Raw genomic sequence first — 20,100 nt, 5'->3', positions numbered from 1 at the left:
CCCGGGGTCCGGCTCGCTCAGCCGAACTTGCGCACGGCGTCCAGCGCCAGGCCGGCGCCGATGCTGCCGAAAAGGTCCCCTTCGACGCTGCGCGCCGTCGGCACCAGCGCCGACACGGTTTCGCGCAGGCGCGGCACGCGGCTGGAACCGCCGGTGAAGAACACCGTGTCCACATCCGCCGTCGATACGCCGGCGTCGCGCAGCAGCTGGCCCACGGTGGTCTCGACCTTTTCAATCAGGCGGCCCACGCAGGCGTCAAACGAAGGACGCGTCACGTCCACGCCCAGCTCGGGCGCGACACGCGACAGATCGATGCGCGCGGCGGGCGCTTCCGACAGCGCGATCTTGGCCTCTTCCACCTGCACTGCCACCCAATGGCCCGCACGTTCCTTGACCAGGTTCAGCAGCAGGTCGATCTTGTCGCGGTCGCCGGCTTCGGCGCGGATGTAGGCGAAGTGTTCGGCCGCCTTGCGCGTGTAGGCCTGGTTGATGGTGTGCCAGCAGGCCAGGTTGCCATATTGAGTCGAAGGCACGTCCTTGCCGCTGCGCAGCTGGCTGCCCAGGCCCAGCAAGGGCATGACGTGCGCCAGGCTCAGTTGCTTGTCGAAATCCACGCCGCCGATGTGCACGCCGCCATAGGCCAGGATATCTTCCCGGCGGTCGGGCTTGGCGGCCCGGCCCGGCCCCAGGCGGATCAGCGAAAAGTCAGAGGTGCCGCCGCCGATGTCGATGACCAGCACCAGTTCCTCGCGATCGATCTGCGATTCATAGTCGAATGCGGCGGCCAGCGGCTCGAACTGGAATTCGATATCGGTGAATCCCACGCTGCGCGCGATCTCACCCAGCGTGTCCTGCGCGGTCTGGTCGGCGGCGGAATTGTCGTCCACGAAGAAGACCGGCCGGCCCAGCACGGCGCGCGTGAAGCCGCGGCCCGCAGCCGTCTCGGCGCGCGCCTTCAGCTCGGCGATGAAGCGCGTCAGCAGCACGCGGAACGGAATCGAACGGCCCTGGACTTCCGTCGAACCGTCGATCAGCGAACTGCCCAGCAGGCTTTTCATCGAGCGCATCAGGCGCCCGTCGTAGCCGGCCAGGTAGTCGGAGATGGCGGCGCGGCCATAGCTGACCTCGGCGTCCTCGTCATGAAAGAAAATGGCCGACGGCAAGGTGGTCTTGCCATCTTCCAAAGCGAGGAGCGCGCGTTGGTCGGGACGGCTCCAGCCTACGGTGGAGTTGGAGGTGCCGAAGTCGACGCCGCATGCGGTGGAAATCATGGGGATTCTGGGGCTGAAAGCAAAACGGCGGACAAGTGTACTCGCTTCGGCTCCGCCCACACGTAATCCGGCCCCTTCCCTGGCCCGCGCGCCTATTGCTGGCGGCGCTGCTCCAGCTCTTGAAGGCACTGCGCCAGGCCGGCCTGCATCTGCGCATTGGACACGGCGGCGCGATCCGACACCTGGCGGCAGCGCACAAACTGGGCCTGGCTTTCCGGCGTATCCTGGACGGCGGGCGCGGCCCCGGGTTGGGGCGAGACCGTCATGCGCAATGTCGAAGGCGGCGAGAGGCTGCCGTCCTTGGAGCGGACGCTGGGAAACTGCATTTCCTGCGTGGGAGGAGCGGCGTTCTGGGCCTGGGCGGCGCCCGCCGCGCACAAGGCGGCAAGCAGGAAAGCGGAGACGTGGTGTTTATTCATGGCAACCTCTCTTCGATGAGCCAGCGCCCGGACGCGGGGCCGATGGCCTGCCTCCGAGCGCGCCGCACTATCGTAGCCTCAGCCGCCATCAGGCATCGTGCCAAGACGCTACACAATCCTCGCCAGTTGTTTCCTGCGGTTTCGCGGCAAACGCTAGGGAGCCCGCCTGGATTTGCGCAAGGGATCGAGCAGCGTGGACAGGCCGTTGTGATCCAGCTCATGCATCAGGGCCAGCAGGCGCCCCAGCTCGCCGGGCGGAAAGCCCTTGCGCGCGAACCACGCCAGATAAGGCCCGGGCAGATCGGCGATCAGCCGCCCCTTGTACTTGCCGAAAGGCATGTCGCGGGTCACCAGCAAGGAAAGCAGTTCAGGATCCATCACGTTCAACCCGGCGTGTCGCCAGCAAAGATATCGGCGGCGGGCACGGCGGCGATCTTCACGCCGAAGCTGGAAATGGCCGGCAGCGTGGCGTTGTGGTGCGCCCGGATCCGGGCGCCGGACGCATGGGGCTTGTCGTGAGTGGTGTGGGCATCGGCGGCCAGGGTGACGGGCATGCCCAGCCCCGCCGCGCGCCGCACCGTGGTGTCCACGCAAAACTCGGTGGCATAGCCGCACACCACCAGCCGCGTCACGCCGGCGTCGGCCAGCGCCTGGCCCAGCCCGGTGCGCAGGAAGGAATCGGGCGTGGTCTTGCGGACCCGGATGTCGCCGTCGGCCGGCGTCAGGCGCATGTCCAGCTCCCAGCCGGGCTCGCCGTGCGCCATCAGGGTGCCGGGGCTTTCGTGCTGCACGTAGATGACCGGTGCGCCGGCCGCACGGGCGCGATCGGCCAGCGCATTGATGCGCGCCAGGACATCGGCGGCGTCAAAGGGCGGCGGCGATGTTTCAAACAGCGCGCGTTGGACGTCGATCACGATCAGGGCGGAGTTCATGGGTTTCCCGGTAGGCTGATGGCAGCGAGTCTACCGCCAAACCCGGCCGATCCGCACCCTGCGCGCGCCTGTCAGCCGCACTCCGCGCCCACGATGGGAGGCGGCCAGATCCGCGCATACATCCAGAAGTGCCGCGGCTCGCCGCGCACGATGCGATACCCATGCAACAGCCCTTCGCGCTGATAGCGGCAGCGCTCCAGCACGCCCGCCGAAGCCAGGTTGGAATCCAGCACCGTGGCCTGGATGCGCGCGAAACCCAGGGTCTGCAAAGCCCAGTCGCTGACGACGGCGCACGCCTTCGTGGCCAGCCCCTGCCGCCAGTACTCCGGAGCGATGTCATAGGCGATTTCGGCGCGCCGGTGCGTCAGCGCGATCTCGTTCAGCCCGATGGTGCCCGCCAGCCGGTCGTCGGGGCCGGCGATGGCCAGGCGCATGCTGTGCGAGCGATCGGGCCGCGCATAGGCCCGGATCAGCTCGGCCAGCTCGCCGGGGCCGTCCAGGCGCCAGCTCGTGTGGCGAGTGACCACCTCCTGATGCAGATAGGCATACCAATTGGCCGCGTCGTCCTCGCGCAGGGCGCGCAGGCGCATGCCGGGCACGCCCAGGTCGGGAAGGTCTTGGGGCCAGTCAGGAAACGTCGTCGGCATCGGGCGCCTGGGTGAAATGCGGCGCCGGACCTCGGCGCCAGGAAACGTGTAACTCAATCTTGGCGCGGCGGCATCAGAATTCCAGCCGCCCCTTCGGTTCGGCAAACGGCGCCATGACATGCTCGCGATAAGCCGGCCGGCTCATGGAGCAATGACGATGCTGGGTTCGCACCGCACCGGAAAATTCACGGAGTTGGCGATGAAGCAGAAGTGATGCGCGCGTTCGTGCAGGGCCTCGGCCAGCGCGGCATCGCCACCGGCCCGGATGGTGACCTGGGGCCGCAGCGTGACCTGCGAAAACGCGCCGCCGCGCTCGCGGTCCTCGACCATGACGCCCTGCGCCTCATCCCGGTACGCCTCGACCGTCACGCCTTCGACCGCGCAAAAATGCAGGTACCAGAGCTTGTGGCAGGCAGACAGCGACGCCACCAGCATGTCCTCGGGATTCCAGCGCGCCGGATCACCGCGGAAAGCCGGATCGGAGGATCCCGGCAAGTCGGGCTTGCCCGCGGCCTGGATCAGGTGGTCGCGGGAATAGGCCGCATAACTGGACGTGCCAGTCCCGGTATTGCCGGTCCAGTCCACGGTCACGGTGTAGTGGTGTTCGCCTTTCATGCCTGTCGCCCCGTCGTCGCGGCGGCTGCGGCCCAATGCCGCGCCCGCGCGGAAAGAACGCCGAGCTTAGCGCAAGCACGGACGGGCAAGATAGCCCCGATGGAACCGCAGGGCTTTACATCCCGTTTCAGCACGCGGCAGTTACTATCCGTATCGTGAATGCGTCCATCCGTTAGTCACACAGGAGCTCGCCATGATGAAAACCACCCTGACCTGCACCCTGACGCTGGCGCTGCTTGCCGGCTGCGCGCCGTCCAAGCCCATCGCCGCCGGTTCCGCGCCCGTGGACGGCCACACCTCCCGCAACTCGCTGGACTGGCCGGGCACCTACGAAGGCACCCTGCCCTGCGCCGACTGCCCGGGCATCCGCGTCCGCCTGACGCTGATGAAGGACGGCCGCTACGAAAAGCTGACCCAGTACCTGGACCGCCAGCCGCAGCCCGAGATCGTGACGGGCACCTTCAGCTGGGAATCCGACGGCGGCACCATCCGGCTGGACGCCGCGGGCGACAGCCAACGCTATTTCGTCGGCGAAAACCAGATAACCATGCTGTACCGCGACGGCACGCGCCCCACCGGCCCGCTGGCCGCGCAGTACATCCTGCGCCGCGCGCAATAAGGCATCGCGCGGGCCCCGCGCTTGCGGCTATTCTTTCGGAATCGTCCGCGCTCCACCGCGCGGCCTTTCCCCGATAAAGGAAGCCATGAAGACCGATCACGAGCTGCTGTCCGCCTTCGCCCCGACGGGCGTGCTGCGCGCCTCCATCAACCTGGGCAACCCCATCCTGGCCAACGCCGACCCCGCCACCGGCCAGCCCGGCGGCGTGTCGGTGGACCTGGCCACGGAGCTTGCGCGCCGCCTGGACGTGAAGCTGGAACTGGTGGTGTTCAAGTCGGCCGGCGAATCCGTCAACGCGGTCGCGGCCGAACAGGCCGATGTGGGCTTTTTCGCCATCGACCCGCTGCGCGGTGAACAGATCGCCTTCACCGCCCCCTACGTCGTCATCGAAGGCGCTTACCTGGTGCGCCAGGACTCGCCCATTGCCAGCAAGGATGAAGTCGACAGCAAGGGCCTGCGCGTCGTGGTCGGCAAGGGCAGCGCCTACGACCTTTACCTCACCCGCGAGCTCAAGCAGGCCGAGATCTTCCGCGCCCCGACCTCGCCCGCCGTCGTCGACACCTTCTTGCAGGAAAACATGGAGGTTGCCGCGGGCGTGAAGCAGCAGCTGCAGGCCGACGCCCTGCGCCTGGGCGGACTGCGCCTCCTGGACGGCCACTTCATGCTGATCCGCCAGGCCATGGGCGTGCCCAAGAGCCGTGGCGACCAAGCCAGCGCCTACCTGTCTGCTTATGTCGAAGCCATGAAGAAATCGGGCTTTGTCGCCGAAGCGCTGGCGCGCCACAAGATCCAGGGCGCCGCCGTGGCGCCGCTGGAAGCCTGACAGGTTCAGTGGCTGATCATCCAGGGCCGCGCGCCCGCGAATGACTTCGCCCCGTCCGCCGTGGTGCGCGTCTTGCCTGACGAACGTCCGCCCGAACAACACCCGCAGTTCATGCCGTGGCCCGCGCGCGAACTGCGCGGTTCGTTCGCGCTGCGCTCGTTGGCCGCCCGCGCGCGGTTCACGGCCGAAGACAGCGCCGAGATCGCCGGCGCCCCGCCCACGATGCGGCCGGCCATCGCGCCGCATTGCGGGCAGGCCGCCGGATCGCGCCACTGCGCCAGCGGCCGCAGCGCGGCGAATTCGCCGCAGTCCCCGCAGGCATAGTCATACATCGGCATCGTCGTCTCCTAGCGGTCGCGCGACAGCGGCATGTCCACGCCGCCCTTGATGTGCTTGATGGGCCCGGCCGCCGAAGGCTGGATATCGAAGTCGAAGATCTCGGTGGGCAGCCACAGCGTGGCGCACGAGTTGGGAATGTCGACCACCCCGCTGATATGCCCCTGCACCGGCGCGCAGCCCAGCAGCGAATAGGCCTGCGCCCCCGAATAGCCGAACTTCTTCAAGTATTCGATGGCGTTCAGGCAGGCCTGCCTGTAGGCGACGTTCACGTCCAGGTAGTGCTGCTTGCCCTCTTCGTCCACCGAAATGCCTTCGAAGATCAGGAAGTCCTTGTAGGCCGGCGTGATCGGGCTGGGCTTGAAGATCGGGTTCTTGATGGCGTATTTCTCCATGCCGCCCTTGATCAGCGACACGCGCATATGCACCCAGCCCGCCATTTCGATCGCGCCGCAGAACGTGATTTCCCCGTCGCCCTGCGAGAAGTGCAGATCGCCCACCGACAGCCCGCCGCCTTGCACGTACACCGGGAAGAACACACGGGCGCCGCGCGACAGGTCCTTGATGTCGCAATTGCCGCCGTGCTCGCGCGGCGGCACCGTGCGCGCGCCCTCGCCCGCCGCCTTGTCGCGGTCCGCGCCCTGCAGCGCACCCATGTGGGCCGTCTTGGGCGCGGGCGGATTGGCCAGCGGCGGCACGCGGTTCGGATTGGTGTCGATCAGCGCCTGCTCGCGCCGGTTCCAGGTGTCCAGCAGTTTCTTGTCCGGCAGGCAACCGATAAGGCCCGGATGGATCAGGCCCGCGAAGTTCACGCCGGGAATATGGCGCGACGAGGTGAACATCCCATGGAAATCCCAGATGGATTTCTGCGCATGCGGAAAATGCTCGGTCAGGAAGCCGCCGCCATTGTTGCGGCTGAAAAAACCATTGAAGCCCCACAGGCTGTCGGGCTTGGCGCCGATGTCCAGCAGGTCGACCACCAGCAGGTCGCCTGGCTCGGCGCCTTCCACGCCCACCGGGCCGGACAGGAAATGAACCGTGGACAGATCCACGTCGCGCACATCGTCGGCGCTGTCGTCGTTCTTGATCGCGCCGCCGGTCCAGTCGTAGGTTTCCAGGATGAAATCGTCCCCTGGCTTCACCCACACGGCCATCGGGATATCCGGATGCCAGCGGTTGTGGATCTGCTTGTTCTCGTAAGGGGATTGTTCCAGATCGACACTGATAAGCGTATTGGCCATTCTCTTTCATCTCCATCGTAATGTGTTGATAAAACAGAACTTTCAATCATCGGCCGTCCAATATGGAAGCCACTGCCTGGCAACGTAAGCCGTTGATCTGTGAAGCACGGTAGGACAGTTTTGGACAGCGGTAAACTGGCTTTTTTCCCAGTACCGCCATCCGTCCTACTTCATCCCGCTAACGCCATCCCGAAAGCGGCTCAGCCGCCAAGCAGAATTCCCAGGCGGCTGTTCCAGGTGTCGCCATAGCCTTTGCCGACGACAGGGATCCGGATCAAGGGCCTTTTGAGGTCCCGGGTGGAAAAGTCGAAATGGACATTCTTGAGGGCGAACCCGCCACTGCCTGAAGTCTCCGTCCATTTCAGCTGCCACTGCCTGATATAGGAAAAATCGAGCACTTCGCCAGGATCCTTTGCCCCCGAAACCATGCAGATTTTCTGAGTCTTGGGATCGAACGCAATGACAAGCTTCTTATCCTTGTCGCTGAGGATCAGTTCGTTGTCGATGTCGGTTTCGGGAAAGGACGTGCCCAGTCGCTGGTTGTGTTCGCGAAACTTCGCCAGCACGGCTTTGTGCCGCTTCTGCTGGCGATGAATTGCCCAAGCGATCAAAGCGACGATCGTCAGGACGAGGGAGATGATATTGAACATGGCGATTATTTCCGATGGCTTATGGAAGCTGCATCGGCATTAACGGCCACCAGGGCGACAACTTTAGGGACGCGGCGAGTTAATGCAGAGCCCAGCACCCACAACCTGCGGTATCGCGCGCAATGGCGGAACCAGCGCCGCAACCTGCCGCGGGGACATATCGCAGCAGTTATGATGCCAGCCATTCTTAACGCAATACCAAGGTTCCCCGCATGGCAGCATCGCACCGCCGGCCTCTCGCCGCCCTCTTGATCATCGCCGCCTGCGCGAGCGCGCCCGCCCGTGCCGGCGACGACTGCGTCGCCCAGGTCGACGCCGAACTGGCCCGCATCAAGCAGGCGCAGGACGTCCAGCGCACCCGCGAGGCCGCCAATGAGCTGCAGCTGAACCGCGAGCTTTGCCAGGGCCGCCTGGACTTGCTGGACGCGCGCTTTGCCCTGAGCGACGACTTCGAGGCCTGCCGCCGCCAAGGCGTGAAATTCTCGGACCAGGTCGTGCGCACCCTGTCCGACGCGTCCGACGACCTGAGCAGCATGAAGGCCGCCTGGATCCGGACCTGCGGCCTGCACATGAAAGACTGATCAGGTCCTCTTGAAGCGCATCACGCGGCTTTCATGTCCGCGATATGCGGATAGAAAATGGCGCGGCTGGGATCGAAGCCGTAGAGGTGCTCGAATCCGGTGGCGTCCGCGGCCAGCGCAAGAACCGATTCCAGAATGAAATCCGCCTTGTCGTCCGACAGCAGAGCACTGAAGTTCAACCTGATGAAGCCAGGCTTTTCGATCTCGCGGCCGTCAAGAATGGCCTGACGCATCTGCAGCGACCTGCCCTCGTCGATCTCCAGCAGGCGATGGACATAGGGCCCGGCGCAGGCGCAGCCGCCCCGCGCCTGAATGCCGTAGCGGTCGCTCAGCATGCGGGTCACCAATTGCTGGTGGACGAAACCGCCCTTGCCATTGCGCACCCGGAACGAGAAGATCGGCAAGCGGTTCGCCGTGAGCGATCCCAGCAGTTCCAGTTGTTCCGAACCTTGCCATGCGGCAAGCGCCCGCTGCACGAAGTGCGCATTGCGCTGCTGCATGAAGTCGGCGCCCAAGGCCTCCTTCACCAGCAGGACCAGCGCGGCGCGGATGTCTCCGACGACATTGGGCGTGCCCGCTTCTTCCCGGGATTCCAGGCTGGCGCTGTAATCGTGGCCAAGGGGCGAAACGAATTTGACGGTGCCGCCGCCGGGCCAGGTCGGCGTGGTGTCGAGGACCGCGTCGTGGCGCACGATCAGCACGCCGGATGCGCCGGGGCCACCAATGAATTTGTGCGGCGAGAAAACAATGGCGTCGATCTGCGCATCGGCTGCCGGCGACATCCGGATGGACAGATACGGCGCGCCGCCGGCATAGTCCCACAGCATCTTCGCGCCCGAGCGCTTCACCAGCCGGGTGATGGCGGGAACATCCGCAACAATGCCGGTCACGTTGGAGGCCGCCGACAGCGCGCAGATAACGAGCGTATCGTCCGTGCACTCCAGTGCCGCGGCCAGTTGGGCCAGGTCCGGTCCGCCTTCCGCGCTTTCTTCCAGCTCAATGATGTCGGCGCCGCATTCGCGCCAGGGCAAGATATTCGAATGATGCTCGTACGGGCCGATGACCACGCGGACTTTCCTGCCCGCGGCAATCGCCGCGTGCACGCCGAAAAGGTGCACCAATCTGTTGATGCCCGCCGTTGCGCCCGAACCGGCAAAAATGACCGCATGTTCTTCGTTCGCGCCGCAGCACCGGGCGACTGCGGCCCGCGCCTCGCGGCGCAAACGCGTAATGAATCCACCGCAATAGGAGGCCTCGGTATGCGAGTTGGCGTAATACGGAAGCACTTGCTCAAGAACGAAGCGCTCCACTTGCATCAGCGCCCGGCCGGACGCGACATAGTCGGCATAGACCAGCGCTTTAGCGCCAAACGGGCCTTCAATGAAAGCATCCTTGCCGATGAGCCCTTCGGCGAGCGCCGCGGCGACATCTCCGGTTTTCAGGCTGTCTTGAAATTGCTGCAACGGTCCCGTCTTGGCCGGGACCCGGACCGGGGCCGCGGCGGTAAGCGTAGTCATGTGATGTCTGTTCCGAAGTAATCGGAAATATCATACGATGGAAGCCAATATGAAACATCACCGTTTTTTTGCCATAAGCACATAAAAACGGGTCATATGATCGAATATATGGAAAAAATAGACAAACTTGATCTAAGCATAATCTCTTGCCTGCAAAAAGACGGCGCGCTGTCCCAGCGCGAGCTGGCGGATCGCGTCGGCCTGTCGCAGAACGCGTGCTGGCGCAGACTGCAGCGCTTGAATGCCTGCGGGATCATCCGCGGCACGCGGGCCGAGGTCAGCCTGGTCGCGCTGGGGCTGGATCTGACGGTGTTTGTGATGATCCGCACGAGCCACCACGCGAAGGCCTGGGCCGACGGATTTCGCCAGCATGTCGAACGCCTGCCCGAAGTGACGGAGTTCTATCGCATCGGCGGAGACTGGGATTACCTGATCAAGGTGGTCTGCCGCGGCATGGCAGGCTACGACCGCTTCTACCAAAAGCTGATCACCGATTTTGAGCTGTCGACGGTGACCGGTTTCTTCAGCATGGAAGCGATCATAGAAAACCGGCCGCCGGATCTTCGCCTGCTGGAAGACTGACGCCCCCTTAATTGTGCCTAGCCGACGGCGATCAGGTCGGCGGCTTCGGGGTCCCGTTCCTGTACATCGTCGACGCGTTCCAGCTTGCCATCGACCACCGCGCCGCATTCCATCTGCAATTGCCGGTACACGATATTGCCGGTGACGCGCGCGTTCACCTGCAGTTCCAGAAAATGCTCGACCACGAGATCACCGGTAATCGTGCCGTTCACAATCGCGTCATAGACGCAGACGCGACCCACGATACTGCCCTTCTCGCTGACGACGATCAGGTTCTTCTCATTTGGAACGCCGGTCACGTCGCCTTCGATACGACCGTCCACGCGGACTCCGCCGCTGAATGACACATCGCCTTTGATCGCCACGTTGCCGAAAATCAGGCTCGACAGCCCGGTGATTTCAAACGTCCGCTTCCGCGCCTTTTTCAGCATGCTATCCCCGGAAAATCGGCGACCATCAATTGGTTCAAACCGAGTGAGTTAATTGGTCTTGGGCGCATTGCCAGAGCCGACGGATTTACAAAACGCCAACTCGGTCTTCGCCTTTTTCAGTTCTTCCACGACGGCGCCAAGCTGCTTCTTCAGTTCTTCCGTCGTGGCGGCCTCTATCTCGTAACCCAGCTTGGACTGCTCCAGCATCTCCCGCCACTGATCGGGGCTGTGCCCGGGCGGCTGCGTGGCCGGCAGGCCGACCGTCTCCGCCAGAACGGCCCATGGCAATTTCCCTCCATGGATCTGATACGCATGCAGACCATATGCGCCCGACGCCAGGCACACCATGCTCCAGAGGATGGCGACACCGCGCCGGCCGGAGCGCTCGAAGGCCAGCCAAACCTTGCCTTCGCTCAAGGTGTGACTATCGAAACTTTTGGAGGAAATCACGGAAGCATCCCACTCAGAAGCGGTTGAGATAGAACATGGGATCAATGAAACGCCCCTGTTCGAGGATTTCAAAGTGCAGATGCGCCCCGGTGGAACGGCCAGAACTGCCCACCCGTGCAATTTTCTGCCCCGGCAGAACCGTCATGCCCTGCGAGACCAGCAACTCGGAGGCATGCGCGTACCGGGTCACCAAACCTGTGCCGTGATCGATTTCTATCGTGTTGCCATAGTCATTGCGATACCCCGCGTGGATGATCCTGCCTCCGGCGCTGGCAAAGATGAAAGTGCCCGTCGGCGCCGAGTAATCCACGCCGCTGTGGAACGCGGGTCGTTTGAAGAAGGGATCTGAACGGGTGCCGAAATTCGAGGTGATGAGATAGTCCGTAATCGGCGCCCGGCCTGGGAAAGACATGTGCCGCTGGTCCACCGATACCGCAAGGGAATCAAGCCTGCGCAACAGGGCTGACACGCGGGTGGCCTCATTCTTCAAATCTTGCAACGTCATATCAGGGTTAGGCGTGTCCCCGGCGCGAGACAGCGGCTGCAACATCGGACCGCCGGAAGCCGCCACGGACTCCGTCTTCGACGTCCGATCGTTCTGGGACTTGATGCTCACGCGCATTCTCTCTTGATACTGCTTCGTTACCTCGATGCGCGACGCCAGACTCTCGGCCTCGAGTTCCAACTGAATGAGGCGTCCGGACAACTCCCCTATGTGGCCCGCCAATACGCGATTGTCCTGTGCGTTGGCCTCGTGGATGTCCGTCGGGTGTTCGCTCCCGGCGGCGGACGCCAGCCGGTGCCATGTTCGTCCAATGCTCACGCCCAAGGCCAGCGACAGCAGCGGGAGGCCAAGCAGAATACCCAGGCAAAAACGACGGCTGATGGCTTTGACGCCCGACCTCGTCAAGGTTCGGTCCGAGAATATGAAAAGAGTCACTCCATGGCCCCTGGTGACGCCGCCCCGCTGCCTGTATTGAGCGTCTTGGATAAAACGTCCGACGCCGTATCGGTGAGCTGCCCGGCCCGGCAAAAAACAGGGCAGGCACTGGATTTCACGACTGGCATCAAACCAAGGAGATCGCGGCGGCGCTCAATCTTAGGCGACTCGCGAAGCAGAAGATTGAGTAGAATTGCCCATTCATCCCCATCGCGGAGACCCGTCCGGCCATGATTCTCTAAGCCCTCCCCCCTGATCACCTCTTGCGCCACGCGCAAGGCGTCTCATCGACCCCGGAGAGCTTTCCATGGCCCAGTCTTCCCGCGCGCCCGCACAGGCGCACCCTTTGCCACTGCCGCGAGCGGCGGCCCCCTTCCTCAGCCTGCATCACGTCAGCCATGCGCTGCCCGACGGCCGCGTCCTGCTCGACAGTGTCAGCCACGACTTCGCCGCCGCGCGTCATGGCCTGATCGGCCGCAACGGCGCGGGCAAATCCCTGTTGTTGCGCCTGGCGCTGGGTGAACTGCCGGCGCAATCGGGCCGCATCGTGCGCCACGGGCGCATCGCCTATGTCCCCCAGACGCAGCCCGCCACGCCCGGCGCCACGCTGGCCGACGTCGCCGGCATTGCGCCTATCCTCCTCTCCCTGTCCCGCATCGAGGCCGGAAGCACCCGGCAGGCGGACTTCGACCTGGCCGACGGCCATTGGCGCATCCTCGACGAATGGGCCGGCATGCTGGCCGACGCGGGCCTGCCGGCCTGGGCTCCGCACCATCCCGCCAGCGCGGCCAGCGGCGGCGAACTGACCCGCGTCGCGCTCGCCGGCGCCCTGATCCGCGACGCGGACGGCCTGCTGCTGGACGAGCCCAGCAACCACCTGGACGCGCGCGCCCGCGGCTGGCTCATGGAGAAAATCAGCGCGTGGCGCCGCGGCCTGATCGTCGTCAGCCACGACAGAACGCTGCTGGACGCCATGTCCCGCATCGTCCGGCTTGAACGCGGCGCACTCACCGACCACGCCGGCAACTACAGCGCCTACCGAGCGCAGCGCGACATGCAGACCGCGGCGGCCGACGCCGCATTGGCGCACGCGCGCAGCGAGCGCGCCGCCGGACTGCGCGCCCTGCGCCAGCAGCACGACGCCCAACAGCAACGCAGCGCCCGCAACGCCCGGCAGGCGCGCGACACCAACCAGGCTCCCATCCTGCTGGGCATGAAAAAAGCCAACGCCGAAAGCCATGCAGGCCGCGAACGCCTGCGCCGCCAGCAAGCCGGCGCCGCACTGGACGACGCAGTGAAGCAGGCCGCGGAGCGCGTGGCTCCGGCTTCTGGCGTTGCGCTGGCCATGCCGCAGACGGCCGTGCCGCAGGGACGCCGCGTCTTGCATCTGGAAGCTGCGGCGCCGCCCTACCCGACGGATGCGCACGCCCTGTCGCTGACGCTATCCGGTCCGTTCCGGCTGGCCATCCGCGGGCCGAATGGATGCGGAAAAAGCACGCTGCTGTCGATGCTGGCCGGCGGCTTGAGCCCCAGCCGCGGAACCTGCGACGTGCGCGTATCCACCGCGGCACTGGATCAGCGGGCGTCGGCCTTGCCGGAAGAGCAGTCCCTGTTGCAGACGCTGGATGCGTCAGGGGCCGCATTGCCCGAGGGCGAACTGCGCAGCCGCCTGGCCCTGCTGGGCCTGGGCCCCGCCCTGGTCAACGCGCCTGCCGCCACACTGAGCGGCGGGGAACGCATCAAGGCCGCGTTGGCCTTCGCGCTATGGCGCAGGGAGCCGGCGCAATTGCTGCTGCTGGATGAGCCGACGAATCACCTGGATATCGAATCGGCGGAAGCCTTGGAGGAGGCGCTGGCGGGTTATCCGGGTGCGATGGTGGTGGTCTCGCACGATGAGGCATTTTTGGAGGCGATCGCAATCACGCATGAGCTGACGTGGCGTGCGCAGGGATGGCGGTTGACAGCGGCGGCCCCTAACCCGCTCCAACACGCATTCAAACGCGATCATTAATTGACCTTCTCCCGGCCTGACGCGGGTTATCCCGAATGCCTTCATAACCACAAATCATTAATAATTCGCCAACGTTTTGTCGTCGATCCGTCCCTTACCTGCCTCACTCATGCCTGTTTCCGTCCGGGATGCCATCGTCTCCTCTTCCCACCTCGCCTCGTCCGCCCCGGAGCTGTCCGAGGTTGAATTCGGCCTGATCATCGCGTCGCACGCCTTCAACCGCTGGATGGTGCGGTGCATGGCCTGTGCGGGCCTGCCCGAGCTGACGTCGCTGGACATCCTGGTGCTCAACCACGTGTTCCATCGCGGCCGCGGCAAGAAGCTGGCGGACATCTGCTTCACGCTGAATGTCGAAGACACCCATCTGGTGAACTATTCGTTGAAGAAGCTGGAACGCCTGGGCGTGGTCCAAAGCGCCAAGACCGGCAAGGAAGTGGTCTACACCGCGACCGACGCCGGCGCGGCCGCGATCCAGCGCTACGCTGAAGTCCGCGAGCAATGCCTCGTCAAGCCGTTCATCGACTCCCCCGCCGCGGACGACGCCAGCCATCAGCTGGCCAATACCCTGCGCGCGCTCTCGGGTCTGTACGACCAGGCCGCGCGCGCCGCCACCTCGCTGTGAGAATCCACGTTGTCTAGCACCACTGCCTCTTCTTCCGCCCCGCTGCTTTCCGTGCGCGGCGTATCGGTCGACTTCAATACCGAAAGCGGCGTGTTCCGCGCCGTGGACAGTCTGGATTTCGAGGTGCAGCCCGGCAGGACGCTGGCCATCGTCGGCGAATCCGGTTCGGGCAAGTCGGTCACGTCCATGGCCATCATGCGCCTGACCGACTACACCAGCGGCCGCATCGCGACGGGGCAGATCCTGTTTCGCGACAGTGCCGACCGCGAGGTCGACCTGACCGCGGCCACCGACGAGCAGATGCGCGCGATCCGCGGCAACGACATCGCGATGATCTTCCAGGAGCCGATGACGTCGCTGAACCCGGTGTTCACGATCGGCGACCAGATCGTCGAAGCCATCATGCTGCACCAGCAGCTGTCGCGCTCGGCGGCCCGTCAGTCGGCGCGCAAGCTGCTTGAGAAAGTGCGCCTGCCGGACGCCGAGCAACTGCTGGACCGCTATCCGCATCAGTTGTCGGGCGGTATGCGCCAGCGCGTGATGATCGCGATGGCGCTGTCGTGCCAGCCGCGGCTTTTGATCGCCGACGAGCCCACCACCGCGCTGGACGTCACCATCCAGGCGCAGATCCTGAACACCATCCGCGAACTGCAGCGCGACCTGGGCACCGCCGTCATCTTCATCACGCACGACATGGGCGTGGTGGCCGAGATGGCCGACGACGTGGTGGTGATGCTGCGCGGCAAGAAGGTCGAGCAAGGCACCGTCGACGAGATCTTCAACGCGCCCAAGCACCCCTATACCCGCGCGCTGCTGGCCGCGGTGCCGCGCCTGGGCAGCCTGACCGGCCGCGACCTGCCGCTGCGCACGCCGCAGACCGTCCTGGAAGGCGACACGCTGCGCGAAGTGGGCGAAACCCGCGAACAGGATACGGCCAGCTATGAAGAGCCGGTGCTGCGCGTGGACAAGCTGACCACGCGTTTTGACGTGGGTCACAACCTGTTTGGCCGTGTCACGCACCGCGTTCATGCGGTGGAGGAAGTGAGCTTCGACGTCTACCCCGGTGAAACGCTGGCGCTGGTGGGCGAGTCGGGCAGTGGCAAATCCACCATCGGCAAGACCTTGCAGCAACTCGTGGCGCCGACCTCCGGCGCGGTGCGCTACAACGGCCAGAACATTTTCTCGATGGACAGCGCCGGCCGCCAGCGCCTGCGCCAGGAGATCCAATACATCTTCCAGGATCCCTACGCGTCGCTGGATCCGCGCAAGACCGTGGCCTTCAGCATCGCGGAACCGATCCGCACTCACGGCCTCCTGTCCGGCGAGGACGCGATTGCCCGCCGCGTGGGCGAACTGCTGGAACAGGTGGGATTGAAGCCCGAACACGCCAAGCGTTATCCGCACGAGTTCTCGGGTGGCCAGCGCCAGCGCGTGTGCATCGCGCGCGCATTGGCCAGCGACCCCAAGCTGATCATCGCGGACGAATCCGTATCGGCGCTGGACGTGTCGATCCAGGCGCAGATCCTGAACCTGCTGATGGACCTGCAGAAGGATCGCGGGCTGTCTTATCTGTTCATCACCCACGACATGGCGGTGGTGGAAAAGGTGAGCCATCGCGTCGCGGTGCTGTACCTGGGCCAGATCGTCGAACTCGGCACGCGCCGCCAGATCTTTGAATCGCCGCAGCATGCATATACCCGCAAGCTGCTGGCCGCAGTCCCCGTGGCCGAACCCGGCCGCCATATCGACACGTCTCTGATCGAAGGCGAAATTCCCAGCCCGGTGCGCCGCGTGGGCGACGAACCCGCCATCATTCCCCTGATCGAATTCGCGCCCGGCCACCAGGTGGCCCGGGCAGCCTGAACCTCTTTTACCCGTCGGCCCGACCCGATTTCCCGTCCCTGGAGGCGAACATGCAATTCTTACGCACCACCTTCACCGCCACCGCCCTGACCCTGGCGCTGGGCGGCGCGCTGCCCGCCGTTTTCTCGACCGCGCACGCCGCCGGCACACTCAACGTGGCCATCAACCAGGATCCGGGCAGCTGGGATCCGATCGACACCTTCGTGACCTTCTGGGGTTCGGTGGGCGGCAACCTGTACGACGGCCTGACCATGCGCGGCGCGGACCTGAAGCTGCAGCCGGGCCTGGCCACCAGCTGGGAATACCTGGACGACAACAAGCGCCTGCGCTTCAAGCTGCGCGAAGGCGTCAAGTTCCACAACGGCGAGCCCTTCAACGCCGAAGCCGTGAAGTTCACCTTCGAGCGCCTCTTGGGCGCGGAAGGCGCCAAGGGTCCGCAAAAGTCCAACTACGACTCGATCGGCGAGATCAAGGTGGTGGACGAATACACGGTGGACTTCATCCTGAAGCAGCCCGACCCGGTCCTGCTGACCAAGCTGGCCGGCTACGGCGCGATGATCGTGCCGCCCAAGTACATCAAGGAAAAGGGCGAAGACAACTTCAACACGAATCCGGTCGGCACCGGCCCGTTCAAGTTTGAAAGCTACCAGCCCAAGGTCAACGTGACGCTCGCGCGCAACGATGAATACTGGGGCGGCAAGCCCAAGCTGGACAAGGTCGTCTACCGCTTCATCGGCGAGCCCGGCACGCAGGTCGCCGAGCTGCAGGCCGGCCGTATCGACATCGCCACGCTGATCCCGCTGGGCCTGATCGACACCGTGAAGAAATCGGGCAACGCCGATGTGATCTCCACCGGCGGCCCCGTGGCCTTCGCGCTGCGCTACAACACCAAGAACGGCATCACCCAGCATCGCGACGTGCGCCGCGCGCTGATCATGGCCGTCGACCGCGATGCCATCGTCAAGCAGCTGCTGCTGGGCCAGGCCAAGACCATCGCCAGCTTCCAGGGCCCGCAATCGTTCGGCTACAACCCCGAGCAGAAGCCCCTGCCCTTCAACCCCGCAGAAGCCAAGAAGCTGCTGGCCGCGGCAGGCGTGAAGCCCGGCGCCACGGTGCAGATCGACGTGCGCGGCAGCGATTCGAACTTCCGCGAAGTGGCCCAGGCCGTGTCCGGCTACCTGCAGGCCGTGGGCGTGCGCGCCACGATCAAGCCGTACGAAACCGGCGTGCTGCTCAACGACATCATCCCCGGCGGCAAGACCGGCGAGATGTGGCAGAACCAGTGGGGCGGCTGGACGTACGACTACGACAACACGGCCTACCTGATGTATCACACGGGCCAGAAGTGGAATCCGTACGACAACGACGCCAAGCTCAACACCATGCTTGAAGCGCAACGCACCGTCTACGACGTGAAGAAGCGCGAAGTCATGCTGCAGGAGATTGCCGCCTACGTGGCCGACCAGGCGCTGGAACTGCCGCTGTACAGCCTGAACACGATCGTGGGCGTGAACAAGCGTGTGAAGAACCTGGAGGTTCCGGGCGATATCCGCTTCCGTTTCGTTGACACGGCCGTAGAGTAGCCCCCCCGAAGCGCTACGCGCTTCCCCCCAGGGGGCATGCCTGCGGACCGGCGGAGCCGGCTCCGCGGCATCCTACCAGAACAGTGCCCGTTGCAGCATTAACATTACCGACCCGCGCCGGCGCAAGCCGGTTCGGCGCCTTATGACCGGATTTCTCATCAAACGCGTGTTGCAGGCCGTCTTCGTGATTGTCGCCGTGACGCTGCTTGTCTCTTATGCCGTGCGCCTGACCGGCGACCCCGCGCTGATGCTCAGCCAGGGCTCGGGCAGCGTCACCGAACAAGACCTGGCCAACATCCGCCAGGCGCTCGGGCTGAACCGCCCGTTCCACGAACAATACCTGTCCTATATGCAGGGCCTCTTGCACGGCGATTTCGGCCGCAGCTTCATGGGCGGCACCTCGGTCGCCAAGCTGATCGGCGACGCCCTGCCCGCCACGCTGATGCTGGCCTTCACGTCGCTGATCGTCTCCATCCTGATTTCCCTGCCGCTGGGCATCCAGGCCGCGATCAAACGCGGCAAGACCACGGACCAGGCCATCCGCATCCTGTCGCTGGTGGGCCTGTCGTTTCCCAACTTCTGGCTGGCGCTGATGCTGGTGCTGCTGCTGTCGATCACCTTCCCGCTGCTGCCGCCGTCCGGCTGGAGCGGCCCGGCCAGCCTGGTGCTGCCGTCGCTCACGATGGCCATCATCCTCAGCGCCACCAACATCCGGCTGGTGCGCACGACGATGCTGGAGACGCTGTCCGCGCAGTACATCATGGTGGCGCGCAGCAAGGGCCTGAAGGAACGCGTGGTGCTGTACAAGCACGCGCTGCGCAACTGCGCCATTCCGCTCATCACCTACCTGGGCCTGCAATTCGGCGGCCTGATCGGCGGCATCGTGGTGATCGAAATGGTCTTCAACTGGCCCGGGCTGGGCACGCTGGCGTTCGACGCCATCTCGGGCCGCGACTACCCGGTGCTGCAGGGCACGGTCACCGTGCTGGCCACCGTCATCGTCCTGGTCAACCTGATCGTCGACATCGCCTACGGCATCGTCGACCCCCGTATCCGCACGCGCTAAGCCTTATGCAGACAACCACTCCCACCGCCGCCGCCCCCAAGGCGTTCAAGCCGCGCAGCCGCTACCGCTCGCTGGAATTCATCCTGGGCGCGGTGCTGACCGGCGTCATGATCCTGCTGGTGCTCACCTCGGGCTGGATCTTTCCGGACGGCGGCGAATCCATGGACCTGGCCGCCCGCCTGATGGCGCCCTTCTCGTCCGCCGCCCATCCCTTCGGCACCGACCCGCTGGGCCGCGACGTGCTGGCCCGCGTCATCGTCGGCGGCAAGATCTCGCTGATGGTGGGCTTTGCGTCCGTCATCGGCGGCGCGCTGCTGGGCATCGTCATGGGCCTCATCGCCGGCTACTACCGCGGCTTCTGGGACATGATCGTCATGCGCTTCGCCGACGTGCAGCTGGCGCTGCCCTTCATCCTGGTGGCCATCACGTTCATCGCCATCCTGGGCGGCGGTCTGTTCAACGTCATCTTCTTCATGATCGTGTCGCAATGGGTGCAGTACGCTCGGCTGGTGCGGGCGCAGGTGCTGGCGCTGCGCGAGCGCGAGTTCGTGCTGGCCGCCCGCGCCTTCGGCGTGCGCGACCTGGCCATGATCCGCCACCACATCGTGCCGAACCTGCTGGGTCCGCTGGTGATCCTGATGACCCTGAACGTGGCCAACAACATCCTGCTGGAAAGCAGCCTGACCTTCCTGGGCCTGGGCGTGGATCCCATGATCCCCAGCTGGGGCGGTATGCTTGCCGACGGCCGCACCTATATGCAGACGGCCTGGTGGGTCAGCGTCTTTCCCGGCCTGGCCATCATGCTGACGGTGCTGGGCCTGAACCTGCTGGGCGACTGGCTGCGCGACCGCCTGGACCCGACCGGCAAAGTCTGAAAATGGATCTGGTCCCCCTGGACTGG

The 20,100-nt window shown here is 65.0% G+C and carries 23 protein-coding genes; 10 read left to right on the top strand and 13 right to left on the bottom strand.

What is annotated here, in order from left to right:
- Positions 1-17 precede the first annotated feature (17 nt).
- The 6 genes from HLG70_RS02910 to HLG70_RS02885 all read right to left on the bottom strand — a co-directional run bounded on the left by HLG70_RS02910 (position 18) and on the right by HLG70_RS02885 (position 3,884).
- The gene (locus HLG70_RS02910) at positions 18-1,271 is read right to left on the bottom strand and encodes an Hsp70 family protein (protein ID WP_171665230.1); all 1,254 of its coding nucleotides are present in this window, start codon (positions 1,269-1,271) and stop codon (positions 18-20) included.
- A gap of 92 nt (positions 1,272-1,363) precedes the next feature.
- Positions 1,364-1,690: a hypothetical protein gene (locus tag HLG70_RS02905; protein ID WP_171665231.1), complete on the bottom strand. Its 327-nt coding sequence runs from the start codon at positions 1,688-1,690 to the stop codon at positions 1,364-1,366.
- Positions 1,691-1,843: 153 nt separating this feature from the next.
- Positions 1,844-2,068: a DUF3820 family protein gene (locus HLG70_RS02900; RefSeq protein WP_171665711.1), complete on the bottom strand. Its 225-nt coding sequence runs from the start codon at positions 2,066-2,068 to the stop codon at positions 1,844-1,846.
- A 5-nt stretch (positions 2,069-2,073) separates the two neighbouring features.
- Positions 2,074-2,622 (bottom strand): cysteine hydrolase family protein, encoded by a 549-nt coding sequence (locus HLG70_RS02895; protein ID WP_171665232.1) that lies wholly within the window; start codon positions 2,620-2,622, stop codon positions 2,074-2,076.
- A gap of 71 nt (positions 2,623-2,693) precedes the next feature.
- Positions 2,694-3,269 carry a GNAT family N-acetyltransferase gene (locus HLG70_RS02890; RefSeq protein WP_171665233.1) on the bottom strand — a complete coding sequence of 192 codons (576 nt, stop codon included), beginning with the start codon at positions 3,267-3,269 and terminating at the stop codon, positions 2,694-2,696.
- 141 nt (positions 3,270-3,410) lie between these two features.
- Entirely contained in the window at positions 3,411-3,884 is a 474-nt protein-coding gene (locus tag HLG70_RS02885; RefSeq protein ID WP_171665234.1) for an OsmC family protein, read from the bottom strand.
- 193 nt (positions 3,885-4,077) lie between these two features.
- Here HLG70_RS02885 and HLG70_RS02880 point away from each other — a divergent pair, with 193 nt between their 5' ends.
- On the top strand, positions 4,078-4,503 hold the full coding sequence (locus HLG70_RS02880; protein ID WP_171665235.1) for a copper resistance protein NlpE: 426 nt from the start codon (positions 4,078-4,080) through the stop codon (positions 4,501-4,503).
- Positions 4,504-4,588: 85 nt separating this feature from the next.
- The gene (locus tag HLG70_RS02875) at positions 4,589-5,326 is read left to right on the top strand and encodes an ABC transporter substrate-binding protein (protein ID WP_171665236.1); all 738 of its coding nucleotides are present in this window, start codon (positions 4,589-4,591) and stop codon (positions 5,324-5,326) included.
- A gap of 5 nt (positions 5,327-5,331) precedes the next feature.
- On the opposite strand, the gene HLG70_RS02870 is transcribed toward HLG70_RS02875, so the two are convergent.
- The 3 genes from HLG70_RS02870 to HLG70_RS02860 all read right to left on the bottom strand — a co-directional run bounded on the left by HLG70_RS02870 (position 5,332) and on the right by HLG70_RS02860 (position 7,553).
- Positions 5,332-5,664, bottom strand: a complete 333-nt coding sequence (locus HLG70_RS02870; RefSeq protein WP_171665237.1) for an FmdB family zinc ribbon protein — start codon at positions 5,662-5,664, stop codon at positions 5,332-5,334.
- A 9-nt stretch (positions 5,665-5,673) separates the two neighbouring features.
- Positions 5,674-6,903: a formamidase gene (fmdA, locus tag HLG70_RS02865; protein ID WP_171665238.1), complete on the bottom strand. Its 1,230-nt coding sequence runs from the start codon at positions 6,901-6,903 to the stop codon at positions 5,674-5,676.
- A gap of 200 nt (positions 6,904-7,103) precedes the next feature.
- A complete protein-coding gene (locus tag HLG70_RS02860; RefSeq protein ID WP_171665239.1) occupies positions 7,104-7,553 on the bottom strand; it encodes a hypothetical protein in 450 nt (149 codons plus the stop codon).
- Positions 7,554-7,765: 212 nt separating this feature from the next.
- Between HLG70_RS02860 and HLG70_RS02855 the strand changes: the two genes are divergently transcribed.
- Positions 7,766-8,134 carry a hypothetical protein gene (locus HLG70_RS02855; protein WP_171665240.1) on the top strand — a complete coding sequence of 123 codons (369 nt, stop codon included), beginning with the start codon at positions 7,766-7,768 and terminating at the stop codon, positions 8,132-8,134.
- 20 nt (positions 8,135-8,154) lie between these two features.
- Here the strand turns inward: HLG70_RS02855 and HLG70_RS02850 are convergent, their stop codons facing one another.
- Positions 8,155-9,651: an aminotransferase class V-fold PLP-dependent enzyme gene (locus HLG70_RS02850; RefSeq protein WP_171665241.1), complete on the bottom strand. Its 1,497-nt coding sequence runs from the start codon at positions 9,649-9,651 to the stop codon at positions 8,155-8,157.
- A gap of 108 nt (positions 9,652-9,759) precedes the next feature.
- Between HLG70_RS02850 and HLG70_RS02845 the strand changes: the two genes are divergently transcribed.
- A complete protein-coding gene (locus HLG70_RS02845) occupies positions 9,760-10,233 on the top strand; it encodes an Lrp/AsnC family transcriptional regulator (RefSeq protein WP_202946579.1) in 474 nt (157 codons plus the stop codon).
- A 17-nt stretch (positions 10,234-10,250) separates the two neighbouring features.
- Here the strand turns inward: HLG70_RS02845 and HLG70_RS02840 are convergent, their stop codons facing one another.
- Genes HLG70_RS02840 through HLG70_RS02830 form a run of 3 tightly spaced genes read right to left on the bottom strand, consistent with a single transcriptional unit; the run spans position 10,251 to position 12,054 of the window.
- Complete coding sequence (locus HLG70_RS02840; RefSeq protein ID WP_171665243.1) at positions 10,251-10,664, bottom strand: bactofilin family protein; 414 nt, start codon at positions 10,662-10,664, stop codon at positions 10,251-10,253.
- Positions 10,665-10,712: 48 nt separating this feature from the next.
- The gene (locus HLG70_RS02835; RefSeq protein ID WP_213697156.1) at positions 10,713-11,114 is read right to left on the bottom strand and encodes a hypothetical protein; all 402 of its coding nucleotides are present in this window, start codon (positions 11,112-11,114) and stop codon (positions 10,713-10,715) included.
- 13 nt (positions 11,115-11,127) lie between these two features.
- Positions 11,128-12,054: a M23 family metallopeptidase gene (locus tag HLG70_RS02830; RefSeq protein ID WP_171665245.1), complete on the bottom strand. Its 927-nt coding sequence runs from the start codon at positions 12,052-12,054 to the stop codon at positions 11,128-11,130.
- A gap of 307 nt (positions 12,055-12,361) precedes the next feature.
- Between HLG70_RS02830 and HLG70_RS02825 the strand changes: the two genes are divergently transcribed.
- From HLG70_RS02825 to HLG70_RS02800, 6 genes are all read left to right on the top strand, one after another.
- Positions 12,362-14,065: an ABC-F family ATP-binding cassette domain-containing protein gene (locus tag HLG70_RS02825; protein WP_171665246.1), complete on the top strand. Its 1,704-nt coding sequence runs from the start codon at positions 12,362-12,364 to the stop codon at positions 14,063-14,065.
- A gap of 109 nt (positions 14,066-14,174) precedes the next feature.
- Positions 14,175-14,687: a winged helix DNA-binding protein gene (locus HLG70_RS02820; protein ID WP_171665247.1), complete on the top strand. Its 513-nt coding sequence runs from the start codon at positions 14,175-14,177 to the stop codon at positions 14,685-14,687.
- 9 nt (positions 14,688-14,696) lie between these two features.
- Positions 14,697-16,550 carry an ABC transporter ATP-binding protein gene (locus HLG70_RS02815; protein ID WP_326491134.1) on the top strand — a complete coding sequence of 618 codons (1,854 nt, stop codon included), beginning with the start codon at positions 14,697-14,699 and terminating at the stop codon, positions 16,548-16,550.
- Between the two features lie 50 nt (positions 16,551-16,600).
- Positions 16,601-18,133: an ABC transporter substrate-binding protein gene (locus tag HLG70_RS02810; RefSeq protein WP_171665248.1), complete on the top strand. Its 1,533-nt coding sequence runs from the start codon at positions 16,601-16,603 to the stop codon at positions 18,131-18,133.
- 142 nt (positions 18,134-18,275) lie between these two features.
- Entirely contained in the window at positions 18,276-19,199 is a 924-nt protein-coding gene (locus HLG70_RS02805; protein ID WP_171665249.1) for an ABC transporter permease, read from the top strand.
- A gap of 5 nt (positions 19,200-19,204) precedes the next feature.
- Complete coding sequence (locus HLG70_RS02800) at positions 19,205-20,074, top strand: ABC transporter permease (RefSeq protein WP_171665250.1); 870 nt, start codon at positions 19,205-19,207, stop codon at positions 20,072-20,074.
- Positions 20,075-20,100 lie beyond the last annotated feature (26 nt).

The organism is Achromobacter deleyi (assembly GCF_013116765.2).
GTDB lineage: Bacteria > Pseudomonadota > Gammaproteobacteria > Burkholderiales > Burkholderiaceae_B > Achromobacter > Achromobacter deleyi_A.
This window is presented reverse-complemented; position numbering and strand designations above follow the sequence as displayed.

Bases quoted from the DNA above. Each gene is read 5' to 3' on its own strand.
- HLG70_RS02860 (WP_171665239.1), bottom strand. From the start codon at position 7,553: ATGTTCAATATCATCTCCCTCGTCCTGACGATCGTCGCTTTGATCGCT.
- HLG70_RS02820 (WP_171665247.1), top strand. From the start codon at position 14,175: ATGCCTGTTTCCGTCCGGGATGCCATCGTCTCCTCTTCCCACCTCGCC.
- HLG70_RS02850 (WP_171665241.1), bottom strand. From the start codon at position 9,651: ATGACTACGCTTACCGCCGCGGCCCCGGTCCGGGTCCCGGCCAAGACG.
- HLG70_RS02880 (WP_171665235.1), top strand. From the start codon at position 4,078: ATGATGAAAACCACCCTGACCTGCACCCTGACGCTGGCGCTGCTTGCC.
- HLG70_RS02810 (WP_171665248.1), top strand. From the start codon at position 16,601: ATGCAATTCTTACGCACCACCTTCACCGCCACCGCCCTGACCCTGGCG.
- HLG70_RS02910 (WP_171665230.1), bottom strand. From the start codon at position 1,271: ATGATTTCCACCGCATGCGGCGTCGACTTCGGCACCTCCAACTCCACC.
- HLG70_RS02825 (WP_171665246.1), top strand. From the start codon at position 12,362: ATGGCCCAGTCTTCCCGCGCGCCCGCACAGGCGCACCCTTTGCCACTG.
- HLG70_RS02870 (WP_171665237.1), bottom strand. From the start codon at position 5,664: ATGCCGATGTATGACTATGCCTGCGGGGACTGCGGCGAATTCGCCGCG.
- HLG70_RS02840 (WP_171665243.1), bottom strand. From the start codon at position 10,664: ATGCTGAAAAAGGCGCGGAAGCGGACGTTTGAAATCACCGGGCTGTCG.
- HLG70_RS02800 (WP_171665250.1), top strand. From the start codon at position 19,205: ATGCAGACAACCACTCCCACCGCCGCCGCCCCCAAGGCGTTCAAGCCG.
- HLG70_RS02875 (WP_171665236.1), top strand. From the start codon at position 4,589: ATGAAGACCGATCACGAGCTGCTGTCCGCCTTCGCCCCGACGGGCGTG.
- HLG70_RS02805 (WP_171665249.1), top strand. From the start codon at position 18,276: ATGACCGGATTTCTCATCAAACGCGTGTTGCAGGCCGTCTTCGTGATT.
- HLG70_RS02905 (WP_171665231.1), bottom strand. From the start codon at position 1,690: ATGAATAAACACCACGTCTCCGCTTTCCTGCTTGCCGCCTTGTGCGCG.
- HLG70_RS02895 (WP_171665232.1), bottom strand. From the start codon at position 2,622: ATGAACTCCGCCCTGATCGTGATCGACGTCCAACGCGCGCTGTTTGAA.
- HLG70_RS02885 (WP_171665234.1), bottom strand. From the start codon at position 3,884: ATGAAAGGCGAACACCACTACACCGTGACCGTGGACTGGACCGGCAAT.
- HLG70_RS02855 (WP_171665240.1), top strand. From the start codon at position 7,766: ATGGCAGCATCGCACCGCCGGCCTCTCGCCGCCCTCTTGATCATCGCC.
- HLG70_RS02845 (WP_202946579.1), top strand. From the start codon at position 9,760: ATGGAAAAAATAGACAAACTTGATCTAAGCATAATCTCTTGCCTGCAA.
- fmdA (WP_171665238.1), bottom strand. From the start codon at position 6,903: ATGGCCAATACGCTTATCAGTGTCGATCTGGAACAATCCCCTTACGAG.
- HLG70_RS02890 (WP_171665233.1), bottom strand. From the start codon at position 3,269: ATGCCGACGACGTTTCCTGACTGGCCCCAAGACCTTCCCGACCTGGGC.
- HLG70_RS02900 (WP_171665711.1), bottom strand. From the start codon at position 2,068: ATGGATCCTGAACTGCTTTCCTTGCTGGTGACCCGCGACATGCCTTTC.